The 24812-nt window shown below is 35.7% G+C and carries 22 protein-coding genes; 2 read left to right on the forward strand and 20 right to left on the reverse strand.

The window, feature by feature from the left end:
* Positions 1-45: 45 nt before the first annotated feature.
* The 13 genes from LZZ90_RS07135 to LZZ90_RS07195 all read right to left on the reverse strand — a co-directional run bounded on the left by LZZ90_RS07135 (position 46) and on the right by LZZ90_RS07195 (position 12935).
* Entirely contained in the window at positions 46-594 is a 549-nt protein-coding gene (locus tag LZZ90_RS07135; RefSeq protein WP_237790000.1) for a sugar transferase, read from the reverse strand.
* Position 595: 1 nt separating this feature from the next.
* Positions 596-1204, reverse strand: coding sequence for an acetyltransferase (locus tag LZZ90_RS07140; protein WP_237790001.1), 609 nt, complete (start codon positions 1202-1204; stop codon positions 596-598).
* Position 1205: 1 nt separating this feature from the next.
* Entirely contained in the window at positions 1206-1808 is a 603-nt protein-coding gene (locus LZZ90_RS07145; RefSeq protein WP_237790002.1) for a sugar transferase, read from the reverse strand.
* Complete coding sequence (locus tag LZZ90_RS07150; protein WP_237790003.1) at positions 1798-2955, reverse strand: glycosyltransferase family 4 protein; 1158 nt, start codon at positions 2953-2955, stop codon at positions 1798-1800. Before LZZ90_RS07150 ends, LZZ90_RS07145 begins: the two co-directional genes overlap by 11 nt.
* Positions 2948-4036 carry a hypothetical protein gene (locus tag LZZ90_RS07155; protein ID WP_237790004.1) on the reverse strand — a complete coding sequence of 363 codons (1089 nt, stop codon included), beginning with the start codon at positions 4034-4036 and terminating at the stop codon, positions 2948-2950. The genes LZZ90_RS07150 and LZZ90_RS07155 overlap by 8 nt, the downstream gene beginning before the upstream one ends.
* Positions 4033-5184: a hypothetical protein gene (locus LZZ90_RS07160; RefSeq protein WP_237790005.1), complete on the reverse strand. Its 1152-nt coding sequence runs from the start codon at positions 5182-5184 to the stop codon at positions 4033-4035. The genes LZZ90_RS07155 and LZZ90_RS07160 overlap by 4 nt, the downstream gene beginning before the upstream one ends.
* A 3-nt stretch (positions 5185-5187) precedes the next feature.
* Complete coding sequence (locus LZZ90_RS07165; protein ID WP_237790006.1) at positions 5188-6264, reverse strand: acyltransferase; 1077 nt, start codon at positions 6262-6264, stop codon at positions 5188-5190.
* Between the two features lie 179 nt (positions 6265-6443).
* Positions 6444-7499: a glycosyltransferase family 4 protein gene (locus tag LZZ90_RS07170; protein WP_237790007.1), complete on the reverse strand. Its 1056-nt coding sequence runs from the start codon at positions 7497-7499 to the stop codon at positions 6444-6446.
* A complete protein-coding gene (locus LZZ90_RS07175; protein WP_237790008.1) occupies positions 7496-8686 on the reverse strand; it encodes a glycosyltransferase in 1191 nt (396 codons plus the stop codon). The genes LZZ90_RS07170 and LZZ90_RS07175 overlap by 4 nt, the downstream gene beginning before the upstream one ends.
* Before the next feature lie 4 nt (positions 8687-8690).
* The gene (locus tag LZZ90_RS07180) at positions 8691-9797 is read right to left on the reverse strand and encodes an acyltransferase (protein ID WP_237790009.1); all 1107 of its coding nucleotides are present in this window, start codon (positions 9795-9797) and stop codon (positions 8691-8693) included.
* A complete protein-coding gene (locus LZZ90_RS07185; RefSeq protein WP_237790010.1) occupies positions 9797-10924 on the reverse strand; it encodes a glycosyltransferase in 1128 nt (375 codons plus the stop codon). The genes LZZ90_RS07180 and LZZ90_RS07185 overlap by 1 nt, the downstream gene beginning before the upstream one ends.
* Positions 10921-11982 carry a glycosyltransferase gene (locus tag LZZ90_RS07190; RefSeq protein WP_237790011.1) on the reverse strand — a complete coding sequence of 354 codons (1062 nt, stop codon included), beginning with the start codon at positions 11980-11982 and terminating at the stop codon, positions 10921-10923. The genes LZZ90_RS07185 and LZZ90_RS07190 overlap by 4 nt, the downstream gene beginning before the upstream one ends.
* Positions 11982-12935, reverse strand: coding sequence for a glycosyltransferase family A protein (locus tag LZZ90_RS07195; protein WP_237790012.1), 954 nt, complete (start codon positions 12933-12935; stop codon positions 11982-11984). The genes LZZ90_RS07190 and LZZ90_RS07195 overlap by 1 nt, the downstream gene beginning before the upstream one ends.
* Positions 12936-13168: 233 nt before the next feature.
* Between LZZ90_RS07195 and LZZ90_RS07200 the strand changes: the two genes are divergently transcribed.
* Both LZZ90_RS07200 and LZZ90_RS07205 read left to right on the forward strand, forming a co-directional pair.
* Positions 13169-14152 carry a polysaccharide deacetylase family protein gene (locus tag LZZ90_RS07200; RefSeq protein WP_237790013.1) on the forward strand — a complete coding sequence of 328 codons (984 nt, stop codon included), beginning with the start codon at positions 13169-13171 and terminating at the stop codon, positions 14150-14152.
* A complete protein-coding gene (locus LZZ90_RS07205; RefSeq protein ID WP_237790014.1) occupies positions 14142-14915 on the forward strand; it encodes a formyl transferase in 774 nt (257 codons plus the stop codon). The genes LZZ90_RS07200 and LZZ90_RS07205 overlap by 11 nt, the downstream gene beginning before the upstream one ends.
* 109 nt (positions 14916-15024) lie before the next feature.
* On the opposite strand, the gene LZZ90_RS07210 is transcribed toward LZZ90_RS07205, so the two are convergent.
* The 7 genes from LZZ90_RS07210 to LZZ90_RS07240 all read right to left on the reverse strand — a co-directional run bounded on the left by LZZ90_RS07210 (position 15025) and on the right by LZZ90_RS07240 (position 24810).
* Entirely contained in the window at positions 15025-16473 is a 1449-nt protein-coding gene (locus LZZ90_RS07210) for an MOP flippase family protein (RefSeq protein ID WP_237790015.1), read from the reverse strand.
* On the reverse strand, positions 16473-17720 hold the full coding sequence (locus tag LZZ90_RS07215) for a hypothetical protein (protein WP_237790016.1): 1248 nt from the start codon (positions 17718-17720) through the stop codon (positions 16473-16475). The genes LZZ90_RS07210 and LZZ90_RS07215 overlap by 1 nt, the downstream gene beginning before the upstream one ends.
* A gap of 28 nt (positions 17721-17748) precedes the next feature.
* Positions 17749-19026: a nucleotide sugar dehydrogenase gene (locus tag LZZ90_RS07220; protein WP_237790017.1), complete on the reverse strand. Its 1278-nt coding sequence runs from the start codon at positions 19024-19026 to the stop codon at positions 17749-17751.
* Positions 19027-19041: 15 nt separating this feature from the next.
* Positions 19042-20433, reverse strand: a complete 1392-nt coding sequence (locus LZZ90_RS07225; RefSeq protein ID WP_237790018.1) for a UDP-glucose 6-dehydrogenase — start codon at positions 20431-20433, stop codon at positions 19042-19044.
* A gap of 2 nt (positions 20434-20435) precedes the next feature.
* On the reverse strand, positions 20436-21416 hold the full coding sequence (locus LZZ90_RS07230) for an SDR family oxidoreductase (RefSeq protein ID WP_237790019.1): 981 nt from the start codon (positions 21414-21416) through the stop codon (positions 20436-20438).
* Between the two features lie 69 nt (positions 21417-21485).
* Entirely contained in the window at positions 21486-22346 is an 861-nt protein-coding gene (locus LZZ90_RS07235) for an ABC transporter permease (RefSeq protein ID WP_237790020.1), read from the reverse strand.
* Between the two features lies 1 nt (position 22347).
* Positions 22348-24810 (reverse strand): exopolysaccharide transport family protein, encoded by a 2463-nt coding sequence (locus LZZ90_RS07240; RefSeq protein WP_237790021.1) that lies wholly within the window; start codon positions 24808-24810, stop codon positions 22348-22350.
* Positions 24811-24812 lie beyond the last annotated feature (2 nt).

A 24812-nucleotide genomic window follows, 5' to 3' on the forward strand; every position in this document is an offset into this window, starting at 1 on the left:
TGTACTGAAACTTTTGTAAGTAATAAAACTGTTGCTTTTTATTAGCTATGCCTTTTTACCAAATAAGGTTTTGAATATTATTTTAAGATCCAAAAAAAGCGATTTATTGTAGTAATAATCAAGGTTTAACCTAACTTTATCCGGAAAAATAATTCGATCATTATACTCCAACGAATTTTCCTGCTCGCTTAAAAGCTGTTCTTCATTAAAATATTTTAAAGAAGCCTCGCTGGTTAAGCCGGGTTTTAATTCAAGTATTTTACGTTCTTCCCCTTGCAAACAATCATAATACCCCTGAATATCTGGCCTTGGACCGACAACACTCATAGAACCGAACAAAACATTAATAAACTGAGGCAATTCATCAATTTTGGTATCCCTTAGAAACCTCCCAATGGAAGAAATTTGTTCGTTTTTAATTGTTCGTAACTTTATGATTGTAAATAATTTACCATATTGCCCCACCCTTTTTTGAAGAAAAAATCCATTTTGATGGGTGTCTAGGGTAGCAGCAATCCAGCCTAAGAAGATTAACCAACTCATCAAGACAAGGGCCACAAATGAAAAAGCAATATCAAAAAGGCGCTTTACCATACTAACGTTGGGGATTAGTAAACTTGATGACTTTACCAGGATTACCAACAACAACAGCAAAATCCGGAAGATCATCAATAATAACTGCCCCAGCTCCAACCGTCACCCATTTTCCGATAGTAACCCCTTGAATAACTGCAGCTCCAATACCAACATGGGAACCTTCACCAATGGTTACTCCTCCCGCTAAAGCTGCATTGGGAGAAACATGAACAAAATCTTCAAGTATGCAATCGTGCTCAATAACCGCTCCCGAATTCACAATACAATGTTTTCCAACAATTGAACCTGAATTAATTACTGCATTTGGCATAACAACCGTACCTTGCTTAATACTGGAAAAGGAAGATACAACCGCCGAAGGATGAACGGCATTTCCAAAAATTACTTGTAATCGTTCAGCAACTTTTTTTCGAATGCTATTGTCTCCAATTGAAACAACAACCTCATCGGTAGGCAACAAAATTTGATCGGAAGTTTTTTTTACAGGCATTGAGAGCAAACTCTCGCTTTTAGGAAAATCATCAAGAATTGCCTGAATTTCAACATTCTGAGCTTTTAAAATATCTACAATTACTTTACAATGTCCACTGGCTCCGTATAAATACATTTTAATTTCCTTTGAATGGTTCCGCTGTAGCTACAGCTTCTCCGGTTATTCCTTCTGATTTAATTACTTTCTGAATGGTTTTAAGCAAAATAATAAAGTCTAATTTAAACGAAATATGATCTACATACCAAACATCGTACTCAAATTTTTGCTGCCAACTTATTGCATTTCTGCCATTTACTTGTGCCCAACCCGTGATTCCAGGCCGTACATTATGTCTTTTTTTCTGCTGCTGATTATACAAAGGAAGATAGTGCACCAACAACGGTCTTGGCCCAATCAGACTCATATCTCCTTTCAACACATTGATAAGTTGCGGTAGTTCATCTAAGGAAGTTTTTCGAACAAAATTTCCAACTGCGGTAAGTCTTTCCGCATCTGGAAGCAAATTGCCTTTAGCGTCTTTTTTGTCGTTCATCGTCTTGAATTTGACTATTTTAAAGATCACTTCGTTTTTCCCGGGACGCTGCTGAAAGAAAAAAACCTTACCGCTGTTTGCAAAAAACAGACCAATAACCACTAAAATAATTAATGGCGACAAAACCAACAAAGCTATTGATGCAAGGCTAAAATCAAAAAATCTTTTAAAAAAACTACGATACATTGGCTTCTAATTTCTGGTATTCTTCCAAGAGTTGCTGCCAGATTACTTTCTGATCAAAACGCGTTACAATTTTTTCTCGGGCATTTTTTTTCATTTTCTCAAACAACACCTTCTCATCCAGTAGTTTTTGCATGGATTGCAGCAACTCATTCTCTGATTTCGAGGCAATAATCAAACCGTTTTCTTCCTGCTGAACTATTTCATTACATCCGTTGATATTACTCACTATTGAAGGTAAACCCATTGCTCCTGCCTGCATCACCACATTGGGAAAACCTTCGCGATAACTTGGGAAAACAAGGCAATCGCTTACTGCAAAAAAAGGACGCACATCGTTTTGATATCCAACTGAAAGAATTGCTTTATTCTCAGTTAAGATTTTTTTGGTCGATTCCAACAAAGGATCAAGTTCATCTTCTAAGGGCCCTACTAAAATAAGTTTGATGTTTTTTCTTTCCGAAGACAGTCTGTCAAAAGCACTTGCCAACTCATTAATTCCCTTATCACCTACGATTCTTCCAACGAAGATAAACACAAAATCTTCATTTGAGAGTTGTAATTCCTCTTTAAGATTCACTTTATCAGTCTCCTTAATTTGATTTGGGTCAAAAAAATCTATATTGATTCCGTTAGAACTTCCGTTTCCGATTACTTTAAGTTTGTCTTCCTTACAAAATCCTTCCTGCAGAATTATTGATTTAAGCCCTTTAGAATTCGGATAAACCTTGGTAGCACACCAATACGTGATTTTCTCAACGAAATTGAGCAACTTTCGTTTACTTCCCGATGCCTCCATTAAAGGCAATCCGGCAACCGTATGCAATCTGTGCGGAACTCCAGCCAGTTTTGCTGCCAACATTCCAACTGTTCCGGCCTTTGGCGTGTGTGAATGAACCAAGAGCGGCTTTTCTTTCCTAAAAAAAAGATACAACTGCCAAACCGCTTTTAAATCCTGAATTGGTGTTATTTTCCGGGTTAGTTGTGCCGTAAAAGTTCTTACCCCTTGGGTTTTACCAACTTTTTCAAGCGCTTTCTCATCGGAACAAACGGCAATAACTTCATAATAATCGTTCATAAATCGCAGTTGATTTTCCAGAAGCTTCTCCAGAGAAATAGGTACTGTAGTTATGCGAATTAGTTTATTCATCCGTTTGAGCAATTTTTCTAAAAGTTAAAATCCATAGCAAAATCAAACATACAAAAGGCTGTATCATGATTTTGGTTCGTGCAAAAATACCTAATCCCGAATAACGCTGCACTATTAAAATGCCTGAAATTAATGCAAAAACAAGTATAATTTTCATAACCGGCTGAAAACAAATCCGTTTCCAATTTAAGACCACTATTAATAATGCAGTTAGATGAAGTAGCAAAATTACTGCATTTTCAACACCCAAGACAATTCCGTAAAAAGTTGGAATTTCATTAGCAAGCGGCCTGAAATAAAAAGTAAATACCTTGTAAGGATAAGAATACTCTATAATCGGAACATAACTCCCAGAATTTTTAAACGACAGCAAAGAAAATTCGTTAAAACGTTTAATCCGTTCAAGATCGAAGGTTTTTATTTTAGAAAGCTGCAAAAACATATAAAACAAGATCGATAACGAAACCGAAGAACCTATCAGGAGAATCATCCTTTTTTTGAAAGTCAATCTATTGCTAAAAAAATACACTAAAACAACAGAAAAAAGCAATAAATTAGCTACATGTGGACGAATCACGGCAAGCAAAAGCATTGAAAAAATCATCGCTAAAGAAGCAAAACGCTCTTTGGCAAATTCTAAGAAAACAGTAGCAATAAAAAGAAAACAAAACGCTTCTTTACCCAAGCCGGCAGTCCAGAAATGCAAATTTGGAAGTAGAACCAAAATACATCCCAATGAAATTCCTTTGAAACTAAGCCTATCTTTCAACAACAACTTGCAAAGCCTGTAAAACTGAAGTATTCCCAAATAGCCAATACAACCATAAAGCACAAAGCCAAACAAAATATTCAGGTTCAATACTTTAGCAAAAAAATAATTAAACAACAATAGGCTCTCGGAACCGTAATGAAATAAATCGGTTAGTGTTTTGCCTTGAGAAGCTTTGGCTTGAAACCAGTAAAATGAAGCATCCCCACCATTTTCAGAAAAATACTTGAAATTCAGGAAAATAAACAGAAAGTGATAGCCCAATAAAAAGACCCAAAAGACATTTTCCTTTTTGAAACGATTTCCTATCAATTTTTTCGTTTTAACTCGAGTTCTTTCCGGTAGGAGAAGGCCCAAAGAATAAATATAATCAACCCGGGAAGAAACATATTCCTCATCCGAATCATAATTCCCAGATTCCCTAAAGACTGTGAGAACGCCAAGGTACCGATTATAAGAAAGAAAACCAATCCTTTTATTACAAATGGGGCTGCTTTAAAGGTTTTCAGAGGGCTGCTTTTAAAAATATTGATGGTGACCAGCAACAAAAAAAGATTTTCAAAAGAGGCCAATACAGCCGGAATTCCGTTGATATCAAAAAACAAAGGGCGAAATAAAAAAGTAAAAACCTTTAAGGGAAATGGATACGATGAAATATCAATACGTGATCCCGTACTGCCTCTACTTAACAAACTTGCTTTATTTTCAGAAAACTGTTCGAAACTATCTACTGTGGCCTCCTCAATCCTTGCAAACTCCATTACCGAAGGAAGAATAACAAAGCCTATACCAATAAGGGCTATTGAGAAGATCAAGCGTTGTCCTTTAGAGACTTTGGACCCCATCACATAGGCAAGTCCGAAACTTACTACCAAAAAAAGGGTAATATGCGGACGAATAAAATACGACAACACTAACGACAAGGCTAAGAATGGTAACCGACGGAAAATATCCATAATACCATAAACAAAAATACCGATACAGAAGAACAGTAAGGTATCTTTACCAACCGCACAGCTCCAAAAATGCAAGTTAGGCATAAAGAAAAGTAGTGGAAAAAGTGTGTATTCTTTGTATTTTGAATTATACGGCACTAGTTTAATTGCCGTCACATAAAAATAAGTAAGTCCTATAAATCCCAACAAAGAATACAGCATTGTACCTGTGAAATAAGACAATCCAAGTACATTGGAAGGATAATAATTAAGTGCAAACAAAAAATAAGTTCCCTTTTGTCCCGAAAAATAAGCCTCAAACTCCTCTGGAGATAACATTTTTGCTGTTTCCCAGTATCCTTTAGCATCACCTCGTACAAAAAAACAGTAATAGGCCCCGAAAACAAAATGATAAAAAAGTAATTTTTTCAGTTGACTCAAATCCAGCGGACTCAATTCATTTCTAAAAGAAGAAATAAAGGCTAAGCCCAAAACAACAATTAGTACGAGAACTATAAAATCCAAACTTTAAACCTTTTTAAACTTATTGTCAATAATCATCTTCACTTTAGCCATACCCCACTTTTCAAAAATAAAATAATAAATATAGCCTACAAAACTACAAACAAAGATCGTAACTATTACTACAAGAAAAAGACTGGCTGCCGTAGAAATTTTTGGACAGATTCGTATTAATAAAGCCTGCAATGGATTATGTGTTAGATAAATTGAATAGGTCGCGTTTCCAATCAACATTAAAAGGTTCATTTTACCCAACCTGATGTTATAAAACATCACCGAAAAGTAAATCAGAAAAAAAACAAATAGTGTAAATAATATATTTATCGAAAAATTTAACCCAAAAAAATGAACACTAGTATTCTCTAAGAACAAACCTATCAGAAACAGTCCCGAGAAAAGTACAACCCAATAATTCAATTTGATTTTTTTCAAAACCATTTGAGCCAATAAAAAACCCAGTATAAATTCAAGATTATACGTAGAGAAGAACACATCCAAAAAAGGACTTTTCAGATTAGTAAACCAAGAAATCCCGCCATAGTTCCGAAGAAAAATTAACAAAACCCAACAAATCACAAAAAGATTCCAGGCCTTTTTAGAGAAGAATGATATGCTGAAGAGTAAATAAAACATCAATTCAAAAAGTAGTGTCCAGGCAATGGAAAGTGCAGGTTCTCCATAGGGAATCAATGTTAATGAAGTAAAAATACTAATTTCCCGTCCTGAATTTGAAAAAGTTGGTAACAAGTTATAAAGAATCAGAATCCCTATTCCAATCGGTAAATAGGGAATATAAATTCTTAACAGGCGTGCTAAAATATGTTCCCTAAACGCATGAGGCTTTTCATATTTAAAACTTGCGGAATACGTAATAATAAACCCTGACAAGACAAAGAAAAAATCAACTCCCAACTTACTTAAAGTTCCTACTGTATTTAGAAAAGGTATATTTATACTGTGATAGTACCCCAGCGATCCCACTGCATGATGAAATACAACCAACAAAGCTGCAAAACCGCGATAAACCTGTAAAATATCCAAATAGTTGGATCGTCCTAATTGTTGAATTTGAACCTGTTGCATAATAGAGGCAGTTTAGATTTCAGGGCTTAAAATTTTCAACTTATTTTTCAGACAGTAACGAAATCTTGACTGATTTCTCACTGGGTCTATTCTAAAAATACAAAAACCAAAAGAATTACAAGTAGTTAATATACAAATTAATTTGCATAAGTTTCAAAAAAAAAATCAACTAAATTGCCTTAGTATTTTTGCAGTACCTCTATTATTTTTTTTGAATTCACCTCAAGGTTGTATATAGCCTCAACTTTCTCTCTTCCGGCTTTTCCAAAATTTTCTCTCAGGTTCTGATCGAGTATTAATTTTTCAAGAGCGGCTTTCCACTCCTGAGGAGTCGTAGCCAGAAAACCATCAACCTGATGACCAACCACCTGACTGTTCATTCCCACAGGTGATGCCACAACCGGAATGGCGCAACCCATATATTGAATTAACTTATAAGCACACTTTCCTAAAACCCACGGTGTATTTGTTAAGGGCATAATCCCTATATCAAACTTTAGAATTTCCTCAACTTCAGAATCTTCGGTCCATGGAAGGTATTCGATGTTTTTCCTAATCCCAAACTCTTCCGTAGCGCCAATAATCACAATTTTCACATTGTACGTTTCAACCAATTCATTAAATACCTCCGGAAAAGGTTTTAAGTGCCATAAAGTTGAAGGAGAGCCTATCCAACCGATTACAATCTGTGAGGAACTGTAATCTGTTTTTATTTCATAACGCTTCAAATCAATAACCGTTGGGAGGCTGACGATGTTTTTTGCACCAGCTTTTCTTGCTCTTTCCGCTAAATAATCATTTCCCGCCAAAACACAGTTGCTGAACTTCATAACATTGTCTATTTTCCTTCCAAGTAAAAAGGCGATTACTTTATTGGAATTCAAATCATAATTATGGAAAATAGCATCATCATAATCAACAATGTATTTTATTCCCATAAGCTTAAAAAGCCTTTCAAACCAACTGAAAAAGAAAGGAAACAACTCTTTTTCTATAATAATCTTGTCGTAATTAAAAACCTTAAAAAGAAAAATAAACCTTGTAAAATAAGCCTTTAGCAATAAAATCAAACTTGTTCTTTTCCCGTTGTACAGATCATCAAGGTAAGCATCATTAAAAAGTGGTTGCACCTGAACATGAATAGAATTTTTCTCAAGAATCGGCAGGTACTGAAGACTTCTTAGTCTGCTGCTGGCTCCTTTTCGGGTATATTTAGTAAAATAAAGTACTCTCATTTCAATTTACTTATGGATTCTATATAAGACTTTGCACTTCGCTCCAAAGAGAAATACTGCATCCCAATTTTTCGAATCTGATTTTTTTCAATGGTATCCAATGTCTGCAAATAGTCTGAAGCTTTTTTAAATCTTTGCTGGTCGGAATGTTCAAAGAGCAAACATTCGCTTACGGTTTTCAAAAAGGATTCGGTATCCCCAATTCCTGCCGAAGCTATTGTTGGCAACCCCATCAAAAGGTATTCCCCGAGCTTAATAGGCGCGACCCCTTGCATACTGAACGTAGGTTTTCGAATTGCAAAAGCGATGTCAGCCGAATTCAGATATTTCGGAACATCTATAAAAGGAACGGAAATTAGTTTAATACTTTCCTTTAATGAAGACGGCAAGCGCTGCTCTGCAAATTCCGTATTCCCGGTTAAAATTAAAAATTTTGAAGCGTTGTTTTTATTATGATATTCACTAAAAATAGTAACCATCTCTTCCCAACCATACTGGGGTCCTAAGGAACCACAATAAACAAAAATCTTCTCGTGGGGAGAAAAACCCAACTGTTCACGTGTTTTTAATCTTTCATTGAAATCCGGTTTAAAAACTGTGCTATTTCGTCCATTAAAAACTACCGAAAACTTATTTCTATAACCTTCTCCAATAGTGGTAAGATGTATTTCAATGGCTTTTTGCGAGCGGGTAATCACACCATCTGCAGTTCTAAGTAACTTTGTCTCTTGACTCTTTAACCAAATGTATTGCTTGCTTTCTTTTGAAAGCCCTGAAAAATCAACCCGTTCTTCCAGAGGAAGTCCGTCTGCATCAAAAATCACCTTTATATTTTTACGCTGTAATCGATTAACCATTACGGCCGGCATCGTGCTTCTGGGCATTACGATCTCAATCTGATGCTTTTTAATGTATTTTTGAACAAAAGAAATTCCCTTGAAAACAGTAAGCAAACTTCCAACAAGTGCTATGGGTTTACGGTAAACCGGAACAACAGTATAGATAATTCCTAATGTAGTGGCTGCTTCTTTAATCTGTTTGATTTTTTCTTCCTTGGCCCACGTAAATTGAAGTACGTGAAACTCAACAGGCTGTGTTTTGCTGATTTCATTAAAAATAGGCATAAACAAACCTTCCATATAGCTGGTTTGCGGCCCATCCCAAGTAATAAAAAGAATTTTACGCATAAGCTTATTCAACTAAATCTGCCCTACTTGAAGCACTGTGGATTGTTGTAAATGACGTTTTAAGTTTAAGGAACGGTTTCTCGTAAAAATTATACGAAAGATGTGCAATTGCTATAACCGCAAGAGTTACAAAAACATAAATCATCGGGATAGTATACCATTGGTTTACCAAAGTCAATTTCATATACAAAAGTGACATCAGGTAAATTACCAAAGGATTATAAACATACAGTCCAAAAGAAATTTTCCCCAGGTAATCAAAAACTTTATTCTCCAAGGAGATTATTTTCCTTTGATTATTAACCTGATTAAAGATAATTATTAATGTAAAAACCGAAACGATTTCATGATCGATTATCGAAGTCAAGTGAAATTTGTTTAGTGCCACCACACCAAAAAACAACCAAGCCAGAATTTCTATCGCTCTATGGTTTAAAAAAGCAATCTTCTCCCTGTGATGGAAGTAAATATAAGCTCCAAGCGCTCCTATTGCCAAACACCCAAATCGGGTATAATTTACAAAAACAAGGATGTTATAAGGTGCATGAAACACTCTTAAAGCCAACTTCAATGCAACATAAAAAACAGGGAACAAAACCAGTATCTGTAACAGATATTTACCTCGTTTTACAATCCAGGGCCAAAAGGCATAAAATTGTTCCTCAACCCCCAAAGACCAATAATGCCCCACCATAAAAGAAGTGGTTTTAGTCCCAACAACTGTACTAATTATTCCGTTAAAGGAATTTTTAAAGTTAGGAATCATCAACAGATAGAATAAAATAGGCCATTGAATAGTTGAAAATCCTTCAAGAAAAATCACCATTAGCAGATAGAGGTAATATAACGGCCAAATTCGTAAAACCCTGCGCATATAAAACTTCTTAATGGCAACATCTCCTGTTTTTTCAAGCTCTTTCAACAATAAAAAAGTAATTAAAAAACCGCTTAAGGTAAAAAACATCGTAACGCCGTACCCTGCTAAATCCAAAAGCTCTTTTTTAGGTAAGCCAAAGTATTCCATTCGGTTGTTGATATGGGAAATCAAAACCGCTAAAGCTGCAATGGCGCGTATTCCGTTTAATCCGGGTAAAAATATTTTTGAAGACATTATTTAATTTTTTTAGACTCCAAAAGAGTTGTATACAATGCTGAAACTTTTTCAACGTATTTTTCTTCCGTGTAACAATTCATGGCTTTACTATATCCTTTTTCTCCCATTTGCTTTCTTAAGTTTGAATCGGAACACAAAACCTCAAGCTGTTCGGCAATTTCTGTTACTTGATATTTTTCCACTAAAAAACCTGTGGCTCCTTCATTTACAATATACTGCATCCCACCAACTCTGGTAGCAAGAACGGGAAGCTTATGCAACATCGCCTCCACTAATACCAACCCAAACGATTCGTGAGCCGAAACCAGCGAAAAGACATCAAAAATTTCATAATACGGAGCAACGTCGCTTTGATAACCTACAAAAGTTACCTTTTCGGCAAGCCCTAACTGACTCACTAATTGTATATAGTTTTGCTTCTCTTTGCCTTCGCCAATTAAAATCAAATGGGTGTTCACTCCTTTTTTAATCAGGAGATCAAAAGCCTTAATCAAATCGGAAAAGCGTTTGGTACCATCATCCAACATACGTCCAACTGAACCTATAACAACTTTATCCGGATCTATTTTTAGTTTCTCCTTAAGTGTCTTTACCTCCTCTTGAGAAACTGTTCTTGGAAAGGCAACCCCATTTTCAATCAATTGAATTTTTTTGGTACTGATTCCCAATTTGTTCTGAAGATAATAAGTCGAAGCCGGAGAAACACCGACTACCTTATCCGCTACTAATGAAAACGCTTTCATTAATAAATTCCCGCGCCAGGAACGATTCTGCGGATCGGAAGTTTCCTCCAAAATAACAATGGGAACATTTTTTAAAAATCCGTTTACTGCTGCCATGGTAACCCCTTCAAAAACAGCTCCATGAATAATATGCGGTTTAAATTCCTTTATGATTTGGATTACTTTCTGGTGCTGCTTGTAATCAAAGGGCGATTTCAAGTCTCCAATGGCAACGATTTCAACCCCTTGCTTTCGAATCTCATCGGCAATTCCTCCTTTTGTATTGGTACAGATAATTTTCAACTCGAATTTCGATTTGTCTAAAAGCTTGGCCATTGACAATCTTCTTCGTTCTACTCCGCCGGAACCTACCGTATCCAATATATTCAGCACTCTAATCATAACGATTCCTGATAAAGGTTCTCCAAATTGATTACGTATTTTTCCGAAGTAAAGCGATCGGCAGTAAAGGTTTTGGCAGTACTTCCAACTTTTTCCAATTCCGAAAGTGGAAGATTTGCAATTGTTTTTAATTTTTCGGCTAATTCTCCTTCATTATTAGGATTAAAAAGCCATCCTGTTTTTCCTTCTTCAATAAATTCGGGAATTCCACCCACATTCGAGCATAAACAAGGTAAGCCTTGCTGCATAGCTTCTACAACGGCAATACCAAATCCTTCAGTAAGCGAAGACAAAACAAATAAATGTGCTTGCGCCAGAAAAAATTCCGGTTCTTTGGAAAACCCGGTAATAATTACCCTATCTTCTAGTTGCAGTTCTTTTATCAAGGTTTCCAGAGCGCTTCGTTCCCTTCCGTCTCCAACAAGAATTAATTTAGATTTTTTATTCTCAAGTTCTGAAAAAGCCTTAATGAGCAATTGCTGGTTTTTAACTTTCTCCAACCTGCCTACGCAAACTATTGTGAAATCTTCGGGAGTAATCTTCTCAAAGAATTTTGGTACACTTACAGGATTGTAAACCACTACCCCTTTATTGGCGTCAATCTCTTTAATCTCAATTAAAAAACCTTTAACCGATTTAGAAACGCAAATGACTTTTTTTACAAATTTATACACAAACCCAAATACCTTACGCGCTAAAGGCGAATGGTTTGGGAAACCGATTTCTTCAGCTAAAACCACTTTTACACCGGCCAAACGAGCTGCAATAACACCATGAAAATTGGCCTCAGCCGCCGCCGTATGCACCACATCAGGTTTTTCTTTTCTAAACCATTTGTATAGCATCCAGATATTTTTCAAATTATAGATGGACGGATTCTGGTTAAAAACCTCCACACGAAAACCGTTTGCCTGAATCGTTTTCTGTGCGAACCCTCCATGCCCTATGGCAGCAAAAACATAATCATTTTTAAGCAGGGATTTACATTCAGAAAATGAAATGTATTTCTTTTCCTGTCCTCCAAAATCGAGAAATGTTGTAATTCTAATAATCTTCATTAGTTGTAAACATAACGTAAAACAAATTTGAGGTACAACCTAATATACCTGCTTAAAGTAGGTTTTTTAATTATTCTGGAACCAATAAAAAAAGGCATTTTATAAACCAATCCAAGAAAGAAAAATTTATGCCTATTGTTTTTTATCATCTCTTTGGCAGAGGCATGAAATTGTTCACTATAATAATATTTGTATAAATTAAAGTAAATATACTTACTAATAAAAACCTTAAAATCTTGATTATCAATCTTATCGTATAACGGATAATACAATTTAGGGATATTTCCCAAAAAAATGCTGTGAAGAGGTATTGCCAAACTTTGTTTGAGTCTTGTGAGCTGATTCTCATCTTCCGTAGAATAAAGCATCAGGCTGTTATTGATGAAAAACACTCCGCCGCCACTTAAAATAGTCCTGAAGAAAACATCTACATCCTGACCGGAACGCAGTAACGGATTGAACCCTTGATTTTCAGTAAAAAACCGTTTAGAAATTACCGTGGCAGAAGTTGCAAACATGGTATTTTTTATAGCTACTTTAAAATAATTTTCCAGCTTTGAATACTTTAATTCATTTTGCTGGTTAAGCCTGCTTTTATCCGTTGTGTAATGAGCTCCAACTATTTTCACATCAGAATTAGCTGAAATTACCCTATTTACATACTCCAAGTATTGAGAATGCCAGGAATCGTCTGCATCCAAAAAAGCAATATAATTGTATTTTGATACTTCAATTCCTTTATTTCTCGCAACAGAAACTCCTTGATTTTCCTGAGTAATCAATGAAATCTTTTGCTGGTATTTAGGAAGTGCTAAAATAGTTTTCAGATCATCGTTGGAACCATCATCAACCAGTATGATTTCAAATTCCTTAAAAGTCTGACTCAATACAGAATCCAGACATCGTTCGATAAATTTTATTTTTTTGTAATATGGAATAACTACTGAAAACATACGTTTGATAATTTAACAACGGACAATGTTTTTCACAAAACATCACTCCTGTTTAACTCCTGCAAATATATACATTTAAGAGGTTCTCGGATAAATTAATTCCCGGAGAGCAAACTATCGAAAAACATTGTTAATTCTGGGCTGTGAATCAAAACTTTTTGCTTTTTACAACTATTTAGCTGTATTTTTACAAAAATATTTCTGCAGTTTAAATAAAGGAAAAAGGCTTAAAAATGACAAACGGTAAATTTGTAATTTCTTTAGATTTCGAATTACTTTGGGGGGTTCGCGATAAAAAAACTATACAGACCTACGGCAAAAACATTGAAGGAGTACAGCAAGTAATCCCTGAACTGCTCAAACAATTTGAAAAAAACGGAATTAAAGCCACTTTTTCTACTGTTGGTCTTTTATTTTTTGAGTCAAAAAAAGAGCTGTTGGAAAATTTACCAGATTTAAAACCCAAATACAACGACGCGAATCTATCGCCCTACAACGGTCATTTTGAACAAGTAGGAAGTGACTGGAAAACGGATATTTACCACTTTGCGCCTTCGCTGATCAAAGCAATTCAAAACCATCCGGAGCAGGAAATCGGAACGCACACTTTTTCCCATTATTATTGTCTTGAGCAAGGTCAAACGGTCGATACTTTCAGGGCTGATTTACAAAGCGCTATTCATATTGCTCAAAAATACAATATCAAACTCACTTCTTTGATTTTTCCAAGGAACCAATTCAACACCGAATACTTAAAGGTATGTGAGGAATTAGGAATTATTTGTTATCGCGGTAACGAACATTCCTGGCTTTATACTGCAAAAAATGGCGAAAAAGAGAGTTTGCTAAGAAGAGCCTTCCGTCTTTTGGATGTTTACATTAACTTATCCGGGCACAATTGCTATAGCGACACTTTTCTGAAAAGTAAAACACCTGTTAACATACCTTCGAGCAGATTGTTAAGAGCCTATTCCAAAAAACTCAGCTTTCTGGAAACTTTAAGACTTCACCGTATAAAATCAGGAATGAGTCATGCAGCTAAAAACAACTTAACGTATCACTTGTGGTGGCATCCGCATAATTTCGGGATAAATCAGCAGGAAAATTTTCAATTTCTGGAAAAAATCCTATCCCATTACAACCACCTTAACACAACTTATAATTTCGAAAGTATAACCATGACCAACTTGGCAAAAAGAATCAAAAATGAATCATAAAAAGATTGTTCTATTAGGAGGAACAGGCATATCTACAAGTATTCTCTACAATTCTGTTAATGCCGCTCATGGTATCGGATTGGTTATTTTGGAAGAAAAGGAAAACTCAAAGGTTTTCATTAAACGAAGAATAAAACGATTAGGAATAGTAACCGTTATAGGCCAGCTGACCTTCCAAGTAGTTGTTTCGAAATTCCTGACTGTTTTTTCAAAAAAAAGGAGACTTGAACTGATTCATGAGCTAAAACTCGATTTAACCGAAATACCTGAAGAAAAAATAAGACGGGTAAAATCGGTAAACGCACCGGAAACTTTAGCACTTTTACAAGAAACAAACCCCGATTTGATTATTGTTAACGGAACCCGAATCATCTCGAAAAAGGTGATTTCTTCGGTAGCTTGTCGTTTTGTAAATACTCATGCAGGTATAACCCCAAAATATCGTGGCGTACATGGAGCATACTGGGCTTTAGCCAATAACGACCCGGAACACTGTGGTGTAACCGTCCATTTTGTGGATGAAGGAATCGATACGGGAACGGTAATTGCACAAAAAAAAGTGGTTCCACAAAAAAAGGACAATTTTACCACTTATCCACTATTGCAACTTTCGGCCGGGCTTGAACTTTTAAATACTGCAATAACTTCCTATTTCAACAAAACCCTAACCGAACAAAAAGAGGTAACGACGGAAAGTAAACTATGGTATCATCCAACGGTTTGGTTTTATATGTATAATCGAATCTTCAAAAACATCAAATAACCAGAGTTCTGTTGTGATGCAATTAATCACAAAAAGTAAGTCTTTGACAAAAAATTAGTTGATTTATTCCGAAATCCAAAACTTAATTTACTAACAACAACCAATAGTGTTACTGCTTTTTAACGAAGGATTTTACCAGAAGAATCATCTCACGAATAAGTGTTTTTTCAAATACGAAAATCATACAAAGGTAAACCGCTGAACCCAGAATAAATTTAATGAGAAATGAAGTGAGCAGCGAATCAATGTTTAGAAAATTAACACTATACATTAAAACAGCCATAACAACCACGCCGGCAATAATTCTTTTTAGTTGGTGGTACACATCGATTAATCTCAAATCAATCAATTTTATAGCAGTTGCATAAATCGGAAAAGCTATAATTGTCCCTACAATCAAATACCCAAGTGTCAACCCAAAAATTCCGAATTGAACTCCAATTGTAAAAGTTATAATCAAAACCAAATTTACCCAGAGCGATACTTTAAAAGCGATATTTGCTTTCCCAAGAGAATTATACAATAATCCATTGAGCGAAACCAAAGACTGAAACGCACTCAATATACTCAACATTGAAAGCAGAGGAATCATTTTTGCCCAATTTTCACCAAAGACCAACAAGACAAATTCCTTTGAAGCTACCGACACTCCAATCATTAAAGGAAAGGTAATGGCAGCAATGTATTTAATGATTTTCAGGTATTGCGCCCTGATTAACGGAATGTCGTTTTGAATTTTCGAAAAAGCCGGAAATAAAACACGTGAAAAAACAGAGGTAATGTTTTTTAAAGGGAGCATCATTAAAGAATAGGCTCTTGCATAAATCCCTAAATCGGTACTTCCCAGCACTTTACCAATGATAAAGTTATCGTAATTCCTTGACCAGTAATTTATTGTTGTATCTCCTAGAACATTTAATCCAAAAGATGCCATTTCTTTTATCTTACTCCAATGAAAAACCAAATCCGGACGCCAAGAACTGCTAACCCAATACAAAAATGAATTAACCATTGCCGTTGTAAGAGTCATCCAAACCACAGCCCACACACCATAATTCAAATAGGTAAGATAAAACGCAACCCCATAACCTGAAAAGGTTGCAATCCAGTTAAAAATTACTTTTTTCTTAAAGTTCAATTCTTTCACCAATAAATTGGATTGTACTGAAGTAAGTGAAGATATTATGAATATGATACATAGTACCCTTATAATCAACACCAAATCCGGTTGATTATAAAAAGAACTTATCAGAGGTGCGCAAAAATAAAACAACAGGTAAAGTAAACTTCCTGCGGCAACATTAAACCAAAAAACAGTGGAATAATAATCTTTGGACGCGTCCTTTTTCTGAATAAGCGCTACTCCAAATCCCATATCAATAAAAAGTGCAGCAAAATTGGTAAATATAGTCACCAATCCAACGGTTCCAAAAACCGAAGGTGCAAGTATGCGTGCGAGATAAATACTGAAAAGTATAAAAACAAACTGATTCACAAACTGATCTGTAAAAGACCAAATCAAGCTTTTTTTAACTTTATTTTTTAAAACTTCTGCCATCAACTCAAAATTTCAGCCCATTTTTCGACTATTTGTTTCCTGAAAAAAAAGTCTCGTATTAAAGCTTTATTGGACTTGCATAGCGTTTTTTCTTTTTCAAAATCAGTCAATGCCAATTTCAGTTTTTCGCAAATTTGTTTAAAATCACTAACCTGATGATAATGAAGACCTATTTGACGTAGAGTATTGTAAGGCAACCAGGATCCGGTTATGGCAACGCTCCCAGCATACATCATCTCAGTAAGAGTTGCGCTTAACGCATCTGAAACCGGAACGTGAATAAAAACATCAGTAGCCAATCTTGACAAAACCAACTCATTGCCAGAAAAGAATTTTTCAATAATTGTATAGCCAATACCCGTTTGTTCAAAAGCATTTTCAAGGCTTGTTTTATAAGACTCATATTGGTGCTTTGGCAAGGCATAGCAAAGATTGACAATCAAATGCAATTGTTCTTTATTGGGTAAAGACTCGAGCGCTTCGATACACTTTAAATGGTTGTTCTGAGGACTTCCGTTATGACCAATTACCACATTAATTTTATTGCTCGAAAACCCGTATGTTTTCTTGAAAAGATTCAAAGCTTCACGATCGGAAGATGTAAAATCATCAATCCCGTTAAAAACGGCCTGATCTATAGGAAAATTATTGATTTGGATTTTATCGTGAAGTGAACGACCGAATTTTGACAAAATAATTTCTTTCATTTCCAAGGACTGACAAGTAATCACATTAGCTCTTTTGAGCGCTTTTTGAACAAAAAAATGATTAAACGTATCGGAAGTACGCATTAAATCTGAGCCCCAAAAGGAACAAACAATTTTCTTGTGTTTCGGAACCAAAAAAAGGCTTCTGAGATAACTGTACTGCATAAAATGAAAATGAAATGTATCAATGGAAACAAAATCATTATTCTGCAGAAAAAAACTTTTTTCTTTTAGACTTGACGATAAAAAATGACCTGCTTTAAAAAGTTTTTTTTCAAAGAAAAGGATAAAAAACAAAGTACTGTAATGATGCCTTGAAAAAAGCAGATAGAAAAAAGCCCGAACATAATTAATAAGTGAAACGTGTCTTTTTAGCGAACTGTTATCATACATCCAATCTGAGACAGCAACCTGCACATCCACTTCTTTATAATAAGGAACGGTAATGGTAAAATCAGGGTATTCTTTTTTTAAAGAACCGTACAAAAAAGACAAAAAATTATTCTGCTGGACTCCTAAAACCAAAATTTTTTTACTCATGACCTACAATTTACAGTCAAATGCTTTATTACAGTTTCGCATCCGCAATGTTTCCAAGAATTCCCTTAACATCAAATAACAAACTGTTTTCTTTTTGTAATGAAGAAAAGTCCAGGGCAAGAAATTCCTTATGAGAAACCCCTAATACAACCGCATCAAAAGTATCGTTTGGCAGAGTATCTGTGGTTTTAAGACCGTATTCATGCATTACTTCAGCAGGGTTGGCCCAAGGATCATAAACTGTAACACTGGTTTGATAATCCTTTAAAGCATTCACAACATCAACTACCTTGGTATTGCGAACATCCGGGCAGTTTTCCTTGAAGGTAATCCCTAACATCAGAATCTTGGAACCGTTAACCTTAATGTTCTTTTTGATCATTAGTTTAATTACCTGAGAGGCAACATATTCTCCCATACTGTCGTTTAAACGACGTCCGGCAAGAATAATTTCTGGGTGATAACCGTGTTCCTGAGCTTTCTGAGCCAGATAATACGGATCTACACCGATGCAGTGCCCTCCAACTAAACCGGGCTTAAACGGTAGAAAATTCCATTTGGTTCCCGCTGCTTCTAAAACCGCATGGGTATCAATCTCCAGTATATTAAAAATTTTAGCCAATTCGTTTACAAAAGCGATATTGATATCACGTTGTGAATTTTCAATCACTTTGGCAGCTTCGGCTACTTTAATGTTCGGCGCTAAGTGCGTCCCAGCGGTAATCACGCTTTTGTACAACGCATCTACTTTCTGACCGATTTCAGGAGTAGAACCTGAGGTAACTTTAAGTATTTTTTCTACAGTATGTTCTTTATCTCCAGGATTGATGCGCTCAGGCGAGTAACCTGCAAAGAAATCTACATTGAATTTCAAACCGGAAACTTTCTCCAGAACCGGAATACACTCTTCCTCGGTAACTCCCGGATAAACAGTAGATTCATAAACAACAACATCCCCTTTTTTCAAAACTTTCCCAACCGTTTCACTCGCCTTGTATAACGGAGTTAAATCGGGACGGTTGTTCTTATCTACAGGAGTTGGAACAGTTACAATAAAATAGTTACAATCTGCAATATCTTCCAAAGAATACGAACAATACAATCCAACTGAAGTTAACGGCTTATCAATTAACACCTTTTGAAGAACCGAATCTTCCACCTCAAGAGTAGAATCTGTTCCACTATTCAATTCGGCAATTCGTTTCTGATTGATATCAAAACCTACCACCGGATATTGGGTAGCAAACAAACGTGCTAAAGGCAAACCAACGTAACCCAATCCAATAACTGCAATTTTCACACTCATAGTATTCTTTCTTACTTATGAACCAATGGACTGGTAAATAAATCCAATCTTTTCCAGTTCATTTTTATTTAATAAATTTCTTCCGTCAAAAACAAAGGCCGGTTTTAGCATATTGTCATAAATACGCTGCCAATCATAAGTTCTGAATTCATCCCATTCAGTTAAAACAGCTATTGCATGGGAATCTTTACAAGCCGTATAGGCGTCCTTAGCCACGATTACTCCCTGTTTATTTTCTGATTCCGATCGGGTGTCCAGATAATTCAAATCAAAATAGATCTGCTCTTCTTCTACCTTAGGATCAAATACTGAAATATGTGCGTGCTCACTCAACAGATCATCTGCAACATAAATAGCAGCTGATTCACGCGTATCGTTGGTATCCTTTTTAAAAGCCCATCCTAAAAAAGTAATTTTCTTTCCTGAAACCGTATTATACAACGTGCTGATGATGTTCTTTGCAAAACGACGTTTTTGATGGTCATTCATGATAATTACCTGCTCCCAATAATCCGCTACTTCATTCAAACCATACGATTTGGCAATATAAACCAAATTTAAAATATCTTTTTGGAAGCACGAACCACCGAAACCAACCGATGATTTAAGGAATTTAGGCCCAATACGACTGTCCATCCCGATTGCTTTGGCTACCTCATTTACATCGGCTCCCGTTTTTTCACACAATTCCGACATGGCATTAATGGAAGATACGCGTTGAGCCAAAAAGGCATTGGCTGTTAGTTTTGACAACTCAGATGACCATACGTTTGTGGTTAAAATCTTGTCTTTAGGAACCCAATTTGCATAGATATCTACCAAAGCCTGAATTGCTTTATGACCTTCCGGAGTTGTATCTCCTCCAATAAGAACGCGATCCGGATTATGTAAATCTTCCACAGCTGTACCTTCAGCTAAGAATTCAGGATTGGATAGAATCTGAAACTGCACTCCATTTCCTGTATGATCCAAAATATCTTTAATCGCACTGGCAGTACGAACCGGCAAAGTTGATTTTTCAACTACAATTTTATCGGTTTTTGAAACCTGAGCGATCTGACGGGCACACAATTCGATGTATTTTAAATCGGCAGCCATTCCTTTGCCAACTCCATAGGTTTTGGTCGGAGTGTTTACAGAAATAAAAATCATATCGGCTTCATCAATAGCCTTATCCACTTCGGTTGAGAAGAATAAATTTCTACCACGCGCCTCAGCAACGACACTAGCTAAACCCGGTTCATAAATAGGAATATTTTCCACATTAGGATCGTTCCAAGCAGCAATTCTTTTTTCATTCAAGTCTACTACCGTAACTTTTATGTTGGGGCATTTTTGAGCAATTATTGCCATAGTGGGCCCTCCAACATAACCCGCACCAATACAACATATATTTTTAACTTCCATATTTATCTCAAATTTTCCCAATACCATTTCACAGCTTGTTTCAACCCTTCAGAAATGGAAAATTGCGGATTATAATTCAATAACTCTTTTGCTTTTTCCACACTGGCCAACGAATGCGGAATGTCTCCTAAACGGTTTGGCCCGTGCACAATTTTTATATTCTTAATTTCAGAATCATATTCCGAAAGATATTCTTTTAAATACTCAACCAATTGATTTAGCGTAGTTCGGTCACCAAAAGCCGTATTGTAAACCGTATTCAAAGCTTTTGGATTTTGAGTGGTCAAAGCCAGTTCATTCATCTGAACCACATTATCAATATAGGTAAAATCACGGGAAAAATTACCCTCCCCATTAATTACAGGGCTCTCGTGCTGCATCAGTTGCATCACAAATTTAGGTATTACCGCAGCATAAGCCCCATTCGGATTTTGCTTTCTTCCAAATACATTAAAATAGCGCAGTCCGATGGTTTGAATACCATAAGTTTTGCTAAAAACATCGGCATAAAGTTCATTTACATATTTGGTAATCGCATAAGGTGAAAGTGGTTTTCCAATCACATCTTCAACTTTGGGAAGACTTTCTGAATCTCCATAAGTAGAGGAACTTGCCGCATAAACAAAACGTTTGATTCCCGTTTCTTTACAAGCATGCAACATATTTAAAAACCCGGTAACATTCACCTCGTTTGTAGTAATTGGATCTTGAATTGAGCGGGGAACCGAACCTAACGCAGCCTGATGCAGCACATAATCTATTCCGTCCAACGCCCTGACACAAACTTGAAAATCGCGAATATCTCCTTCTATTAAAGTAAAATTGGGATGCTGCAAAAATGGTTCGACATTGTGACGAAAACCTGTTGAAAAATTATCCAGACAAGTCACTTTATGACCTTTACCCAAAAAATAATCACAGAGATTAGATCCAATAAAACCGGCTCCACCTGTAACTAGAATTGAATAACTTAGTTCTGACATCTGTTTTGATTTGGGTGCAAAGATACGTTAATTTACCAAACCTGCATTGGTATTACTACTACATTATCGTTAAATTGTGTCTATAAAACTTCGCTCTGTTTTATTAAAAATCACAAGTCCTAACATCATTACTACAATTGAAAAAACCAAAGAATAAATCAATCCAAAGGCAGTAAAAGTTCCCTGTCCTAAAAATGAGTATTTAAAAAATTCAAAAATACTGGTTAACGGATTCAGATAAACCAAATTTTCCAATCCATAAGGTGTAAGTTCCCTAACGGCTGTAGAAGTAGGCACCACAACCGGAGTAATGTACATATACAACGAAATACCAAAAGATACCACAAAAGTCAAATCACGGTATTTGGTAGTCATTGAGGAAATTATCATTCCAAAACCCAACGAAATTAAAGCCATTACCAAAAGAAGTATTGGAGTCAGTAAAACCGTCCATTTAAGTTCAATTGGAGCTCCGTTTATCATATAGTATACAAGAACAACAATAAATAAGAGAAACTGGATTCCGAATTTCACCAGACTTGAGATGGTAATTGAAAGCGGCATGATAATCCTTGGAAAATAAACCTTCCCAAAAATATTCTGATTCGTTTTAAAAGTATCTGATGTTGCTTTAAAACATTCGGAAAAATAAAACCAAAGCGTGTTTCCGGCCAAAGCAAATAAAAAATAAGGAATCCCGTCCGACTGAATTTTAGCAATCTTAAAAAAAACAATAAACTGAACCACCGAAGTAAGTATAGGCTGTATCAAATACCACAACGGTCCTAAAATAGTTTGCTTGTAATACGTTACTATATCTCTTTTAACAAACATCATCAACAGGTCTCGATAATGCCATATTTCAGCAAAATTAAAAGATAGTAATTTTCCTTTCGGAGTTATTTCATACAGCCAGTTTTCCTTTTGCATCTTACTTTCCAAATAGCATTGCCTTAATTTTACCTACTATCGTCTTAGGTCGTTCTATTTCGGTATATCCACTACCATAAGCACCGTACCCATAACCGTAACCGTACCCGTATCCGTACCCGTATCCGTATTTAGCTCGGTTTTCAAAACCATTAAGCAATATGCTTATGTTATGTAATTCTCCTCGCTTATGCTTTTCATTTACAATGGATAACATTCCTTTTTTGGTGAAATTTTGGCGCGTAACATAAAGTGTGGCATCGCAATACTGTGCAAGCTCAAGAGCATCGGATACCAGCCCAACCGGTGGTGTATCAAGAATAACATAATCATACTGCTTTTTAAGCTCCTCAATCATTTGCCCCATTGATTCTCCTAAGATCAATTCTGAAGGATTTGGAGGAATCGGCCCGGAAGTAATAACATCAAGATAAGGAATGTGCGTATTTTGAATAACCTCTTCTATGGATTTCTGACCAATCAAATAATTTACCGCTCCAATATTATTTTCAATGTTAAAATCGCCAAAAATTCTAGGCTTTCTCAAATCCAAACCTACAATAACTGTTTTCTTCTCACTAAGTGCAAAAACAGTTGCCATATTGATGGAACAAAACGTTTTACCTTCTCCTCCCACTGAAGATGTTAACATTAGAATTTTTGTCGATCCTGCACCTTCCTGTTTTTTATAGATGTATTGAAGTGAAGAACGAATTGCCCTGAATGATTCTGCCAACGGAGACTTTGGTTTTTCAAAAACAGCAAGATTATTGGTGGTGTTCTTTTTACCAACCACTCCGATTAATGGGATCTTGGTCAGTTTTCGTATATCCTCAGTATTATGGATTGTATTGTCCAAAATGGTAACTCCAAAAGCAAATGCCAAAGGAATCAAAATACCCAAAATAATAGCCAAAACATAATTCACGCTAGTTTTAGGACCGATAAGTCCACCTCCTACATCCTTAGCAGAATCGATAAATTCAACATCGGAAACATTGGCAGCCTTTACAATATTGGCTTCACTTCTTTTTTGAAGAAACGTACTGTAAATATTATCACTTAAATCGTACTTCCTTGTAATTTTAAGCAACTCCTGCTGATCTTCCGGAAGCTTTTTAATTGAACTTTCTGCTTCAGAAATATTTCTATTTACTAACGACAAATCGTATTGTAAAGCGCGTTTTGCCGAAATAATATTCTCCAGTAAGACCTGCTTTATAGCATTCATTTCATTATCGAAGTCATCGAACATTTTTTTGTTCTTTACCGAATATCCTAGCTCAGAACGTCTTGTTGAAAGCAAAATCAACTTAGAAACATTACCCAAAATATTCGGATCATCAATTCCGGCAACAGTAGGCGCCGGCAACTTTGAAAAATCAGTACTTCGTTGCAAATAACCGTTTAGCATATTATAATATGCCATTTTCCTTTCAATGATATCTTTTTCAGCATCAAAACCAGTAAGACGTTCCGTTAACTTTTCACCACCAGCTTGAAGCTCAAAGGCATTTTTATTTTTCCGAAAATCTTTAAGCTCTTTTTCAGTGTTTTTAATTTGATCTTCCATTGCAAGTAAAGTACTGTCAATGAACGCAATAGTGTTGATTGCAAATTGATTTTTACTGTCCAGCTGATTTTTCTTCAACACCATTACCGTAGTATTAAGATAATCAACCAAACGTGCTTTATTGGTTCCCTGCAAACTTAAAGTAACCACTGAACCTGCCTTATCGCCAGCACTTACACCAATTCCTTTGTAATGGCCAACGGTCCCGTCAAAGCTATTAAAACGAACATAGAATTCGTTTCCTGAATATTTTTTCCAATCTGGAAATTTTCTTAATGTAAAATTTGCAAATGGTAGTGAAACCGGTTCATTTATTCTGTATTTCGCAGAAAATTCACCTGTTTTCACCTGAATATTTTCGGTTGAATTTGAACTATATACAAAGGTCCCTACCGAGGAATTTTCAAAGTTAACACTCAGCTGGTATTCATAATCATTCAAAAACTTAATTTGAATTGGTACCCCTGCCAATTGCCCTTTGGTTTTATCAAGCTCCACATAAAAAGGAACCTCACCATAGGAATCTTTAAAATTGTATTTGCCCTGAGTTAGATAATCAACATAAAAATTCAAGCGATCAACGACCACTTCATTATGTGAACGTGAAATTAAGGTGGTAATGATGGTTTGTACCTTATCAGAAGTACCGCCCCAGTTAAAAACAAGGCTGGTGTTGGAAGTAAAAAACGGGTTATTCTCATCTTTTACCACTATTGAGGCATCCATTCCATAAATCTTCTCCTTACGAATATTTACCTGATAGGCAATTGTTAGGGTTATGATTAATGAAATAATAAACCATTTCCAATAACTCGATATTTTTATGAAGAAACTTCTAAAATCAAAATTGTCCTGATTCTCAAAAAAAGAAAAATCTTTTATGTCCAGCATTT

This window comes from Flavobacterium sp. SM15 (assembly GCF_022012335.1).
Classification (GTDB): Bacteria; Bacteroidota; Bacteroidia; order Flavobacteriales; family Flavobacteriaceae; genus Flavobacterium.

Coding starts and splice junctions, on each gene's coding strand:
- LZZ90_RS07180 (WP_237790009.1), bottom strand. CDS start 9,797: ATGTCTTCAAAAATATTTTTACCCGGATTAAACGGAATACGCGCCATT.
- LZZ90_RS07205 (WP_237790014.1), top strand. CDS start 14,142: ATGAATCATAAAAAGATTGTTCTATTAGGAGGAACAGGCATATCTACA.
- LZZ90_RS07215 (WP_237790016.1), bottom strand. CDS start 17,720: ATGAGTAAAAAAATTTTGGTTTTAGGAGTCCAGCAGAATAATTTTTTG.
- LZZ90_RS07200 (WP_237790013.1), top strand. CDS start 13,169: ATGACAAACGGTAAATTTGTAATTTCTTTAGATTTCGAATTACTTTGG.
- LZZ90_RS07185 (WP_237790010.1), bottom strand. CDS start 10,924: ATGATTAGAGTGCTGAATATATTGGATACGGTAGGTTCCGGCGGAGTA.
- LZZ90_RS07240 (WP_237790021.1), bottom strand. CDS start 24,810: ATGCTGGACATAAAAGATTTTTCTTTTTTTGAGAATCAGGACAATTTT.
- LZZ90_RS07145 (WP_237790002.1), bottom strand. CDS start 1,808: ATGTATCGTAGTTTTTTTAAAAGATTTTTTGATTTTAGCCTTGCATCA.
- LZZ90_RS07230 (WP_237790019.1), bottom strand. CDS start 21,416: ATGTCAGAACTAAGTTATTCAATTCTAGTTACAGGTGGAGCCGGTTTT.
- LZZ90_RS07175 (WP_237790008.1), bottom strand. CDS start 8,686: ATGCGTAAAATTCTTTTTATTACTTGGGATGGGCCGCAAACCAGCTAT.
- LZZ90_RS07190 (WP_237790011.1), bottom strand. CDS start 11,982: ATGAAGATTATTAGAATTACAACATTTCTCGATTTTGGAGGACAGGAA.
- LZZ90_RS07220 (WP_237790017.1), bottom strand. CDS start 19,026: ATGAGTGTGAAAATTGCAGTTATTGGATTGGGTTACGTTGGTTTGCCT.
- LZZ90_RS07195 (WP_237790012.1), bottom strand. CDS start 12,935: ATGTTTTCAGTAGTTATTCCATATTACAAAAAAATAAAATTTATCGAA.
- LZZ90_RS07170 (WP_237790007.1), bottom strand. CDS start 7,499: ATGAGAGTACTTTATTTTACTAAATATACCCGAAAAGGAGCCAGCAGC.
- LZZ90_RS07210 (WP_237790015.1), bottom strand. CDS start 16,473: ATGGCAGAAGTTTTAAAAAATAAAGTTAAAAAAAGCTTGATTTGGTCT.
- LZZ90_RS07165 (WP_237790006.1), bottom strand. CDS start 6,264: ATGCAACAGGTTCAAATTCAACAATTAGGACGATCCAACTATTTGGAT.
- LZZ90_RS07140 (WP_237790001.1), bottom strand. CDS start 1,204: ATGTATTTATACGGAGCCAGTGGACATTGTAAAGTAATTGTAGATATT.
- LZZ90_RS07150 (WP_237790003.1), bottom strand. CDS start 2,955: ATGAATAAACTAATTCGCATAACTACAGTACCTATTTCTCTGGAGAAG.
- LZZ90_RS07225 (WP_237790018.1), bottom strand. CDS start 20,433: ATGGAAGTTAAAAATATATGTTGTATTGGTGCGGGTTATGTTGGAGGG.
- LZZ90_RS07135 (WP_237790000.1), bottom strand. CDS start 594: ATGGTAAAGCGCCTTTTTGATATTGCTTTTTCATTTGTGGCCCTTGTC.
- LZZ90_RS07235 (WP_237790020.1), bottom strand. CDS start 22,346: ATGCAAAAGGAAAACTGGCTGTATGAAATAACTCCGAAAGGAAAATTA.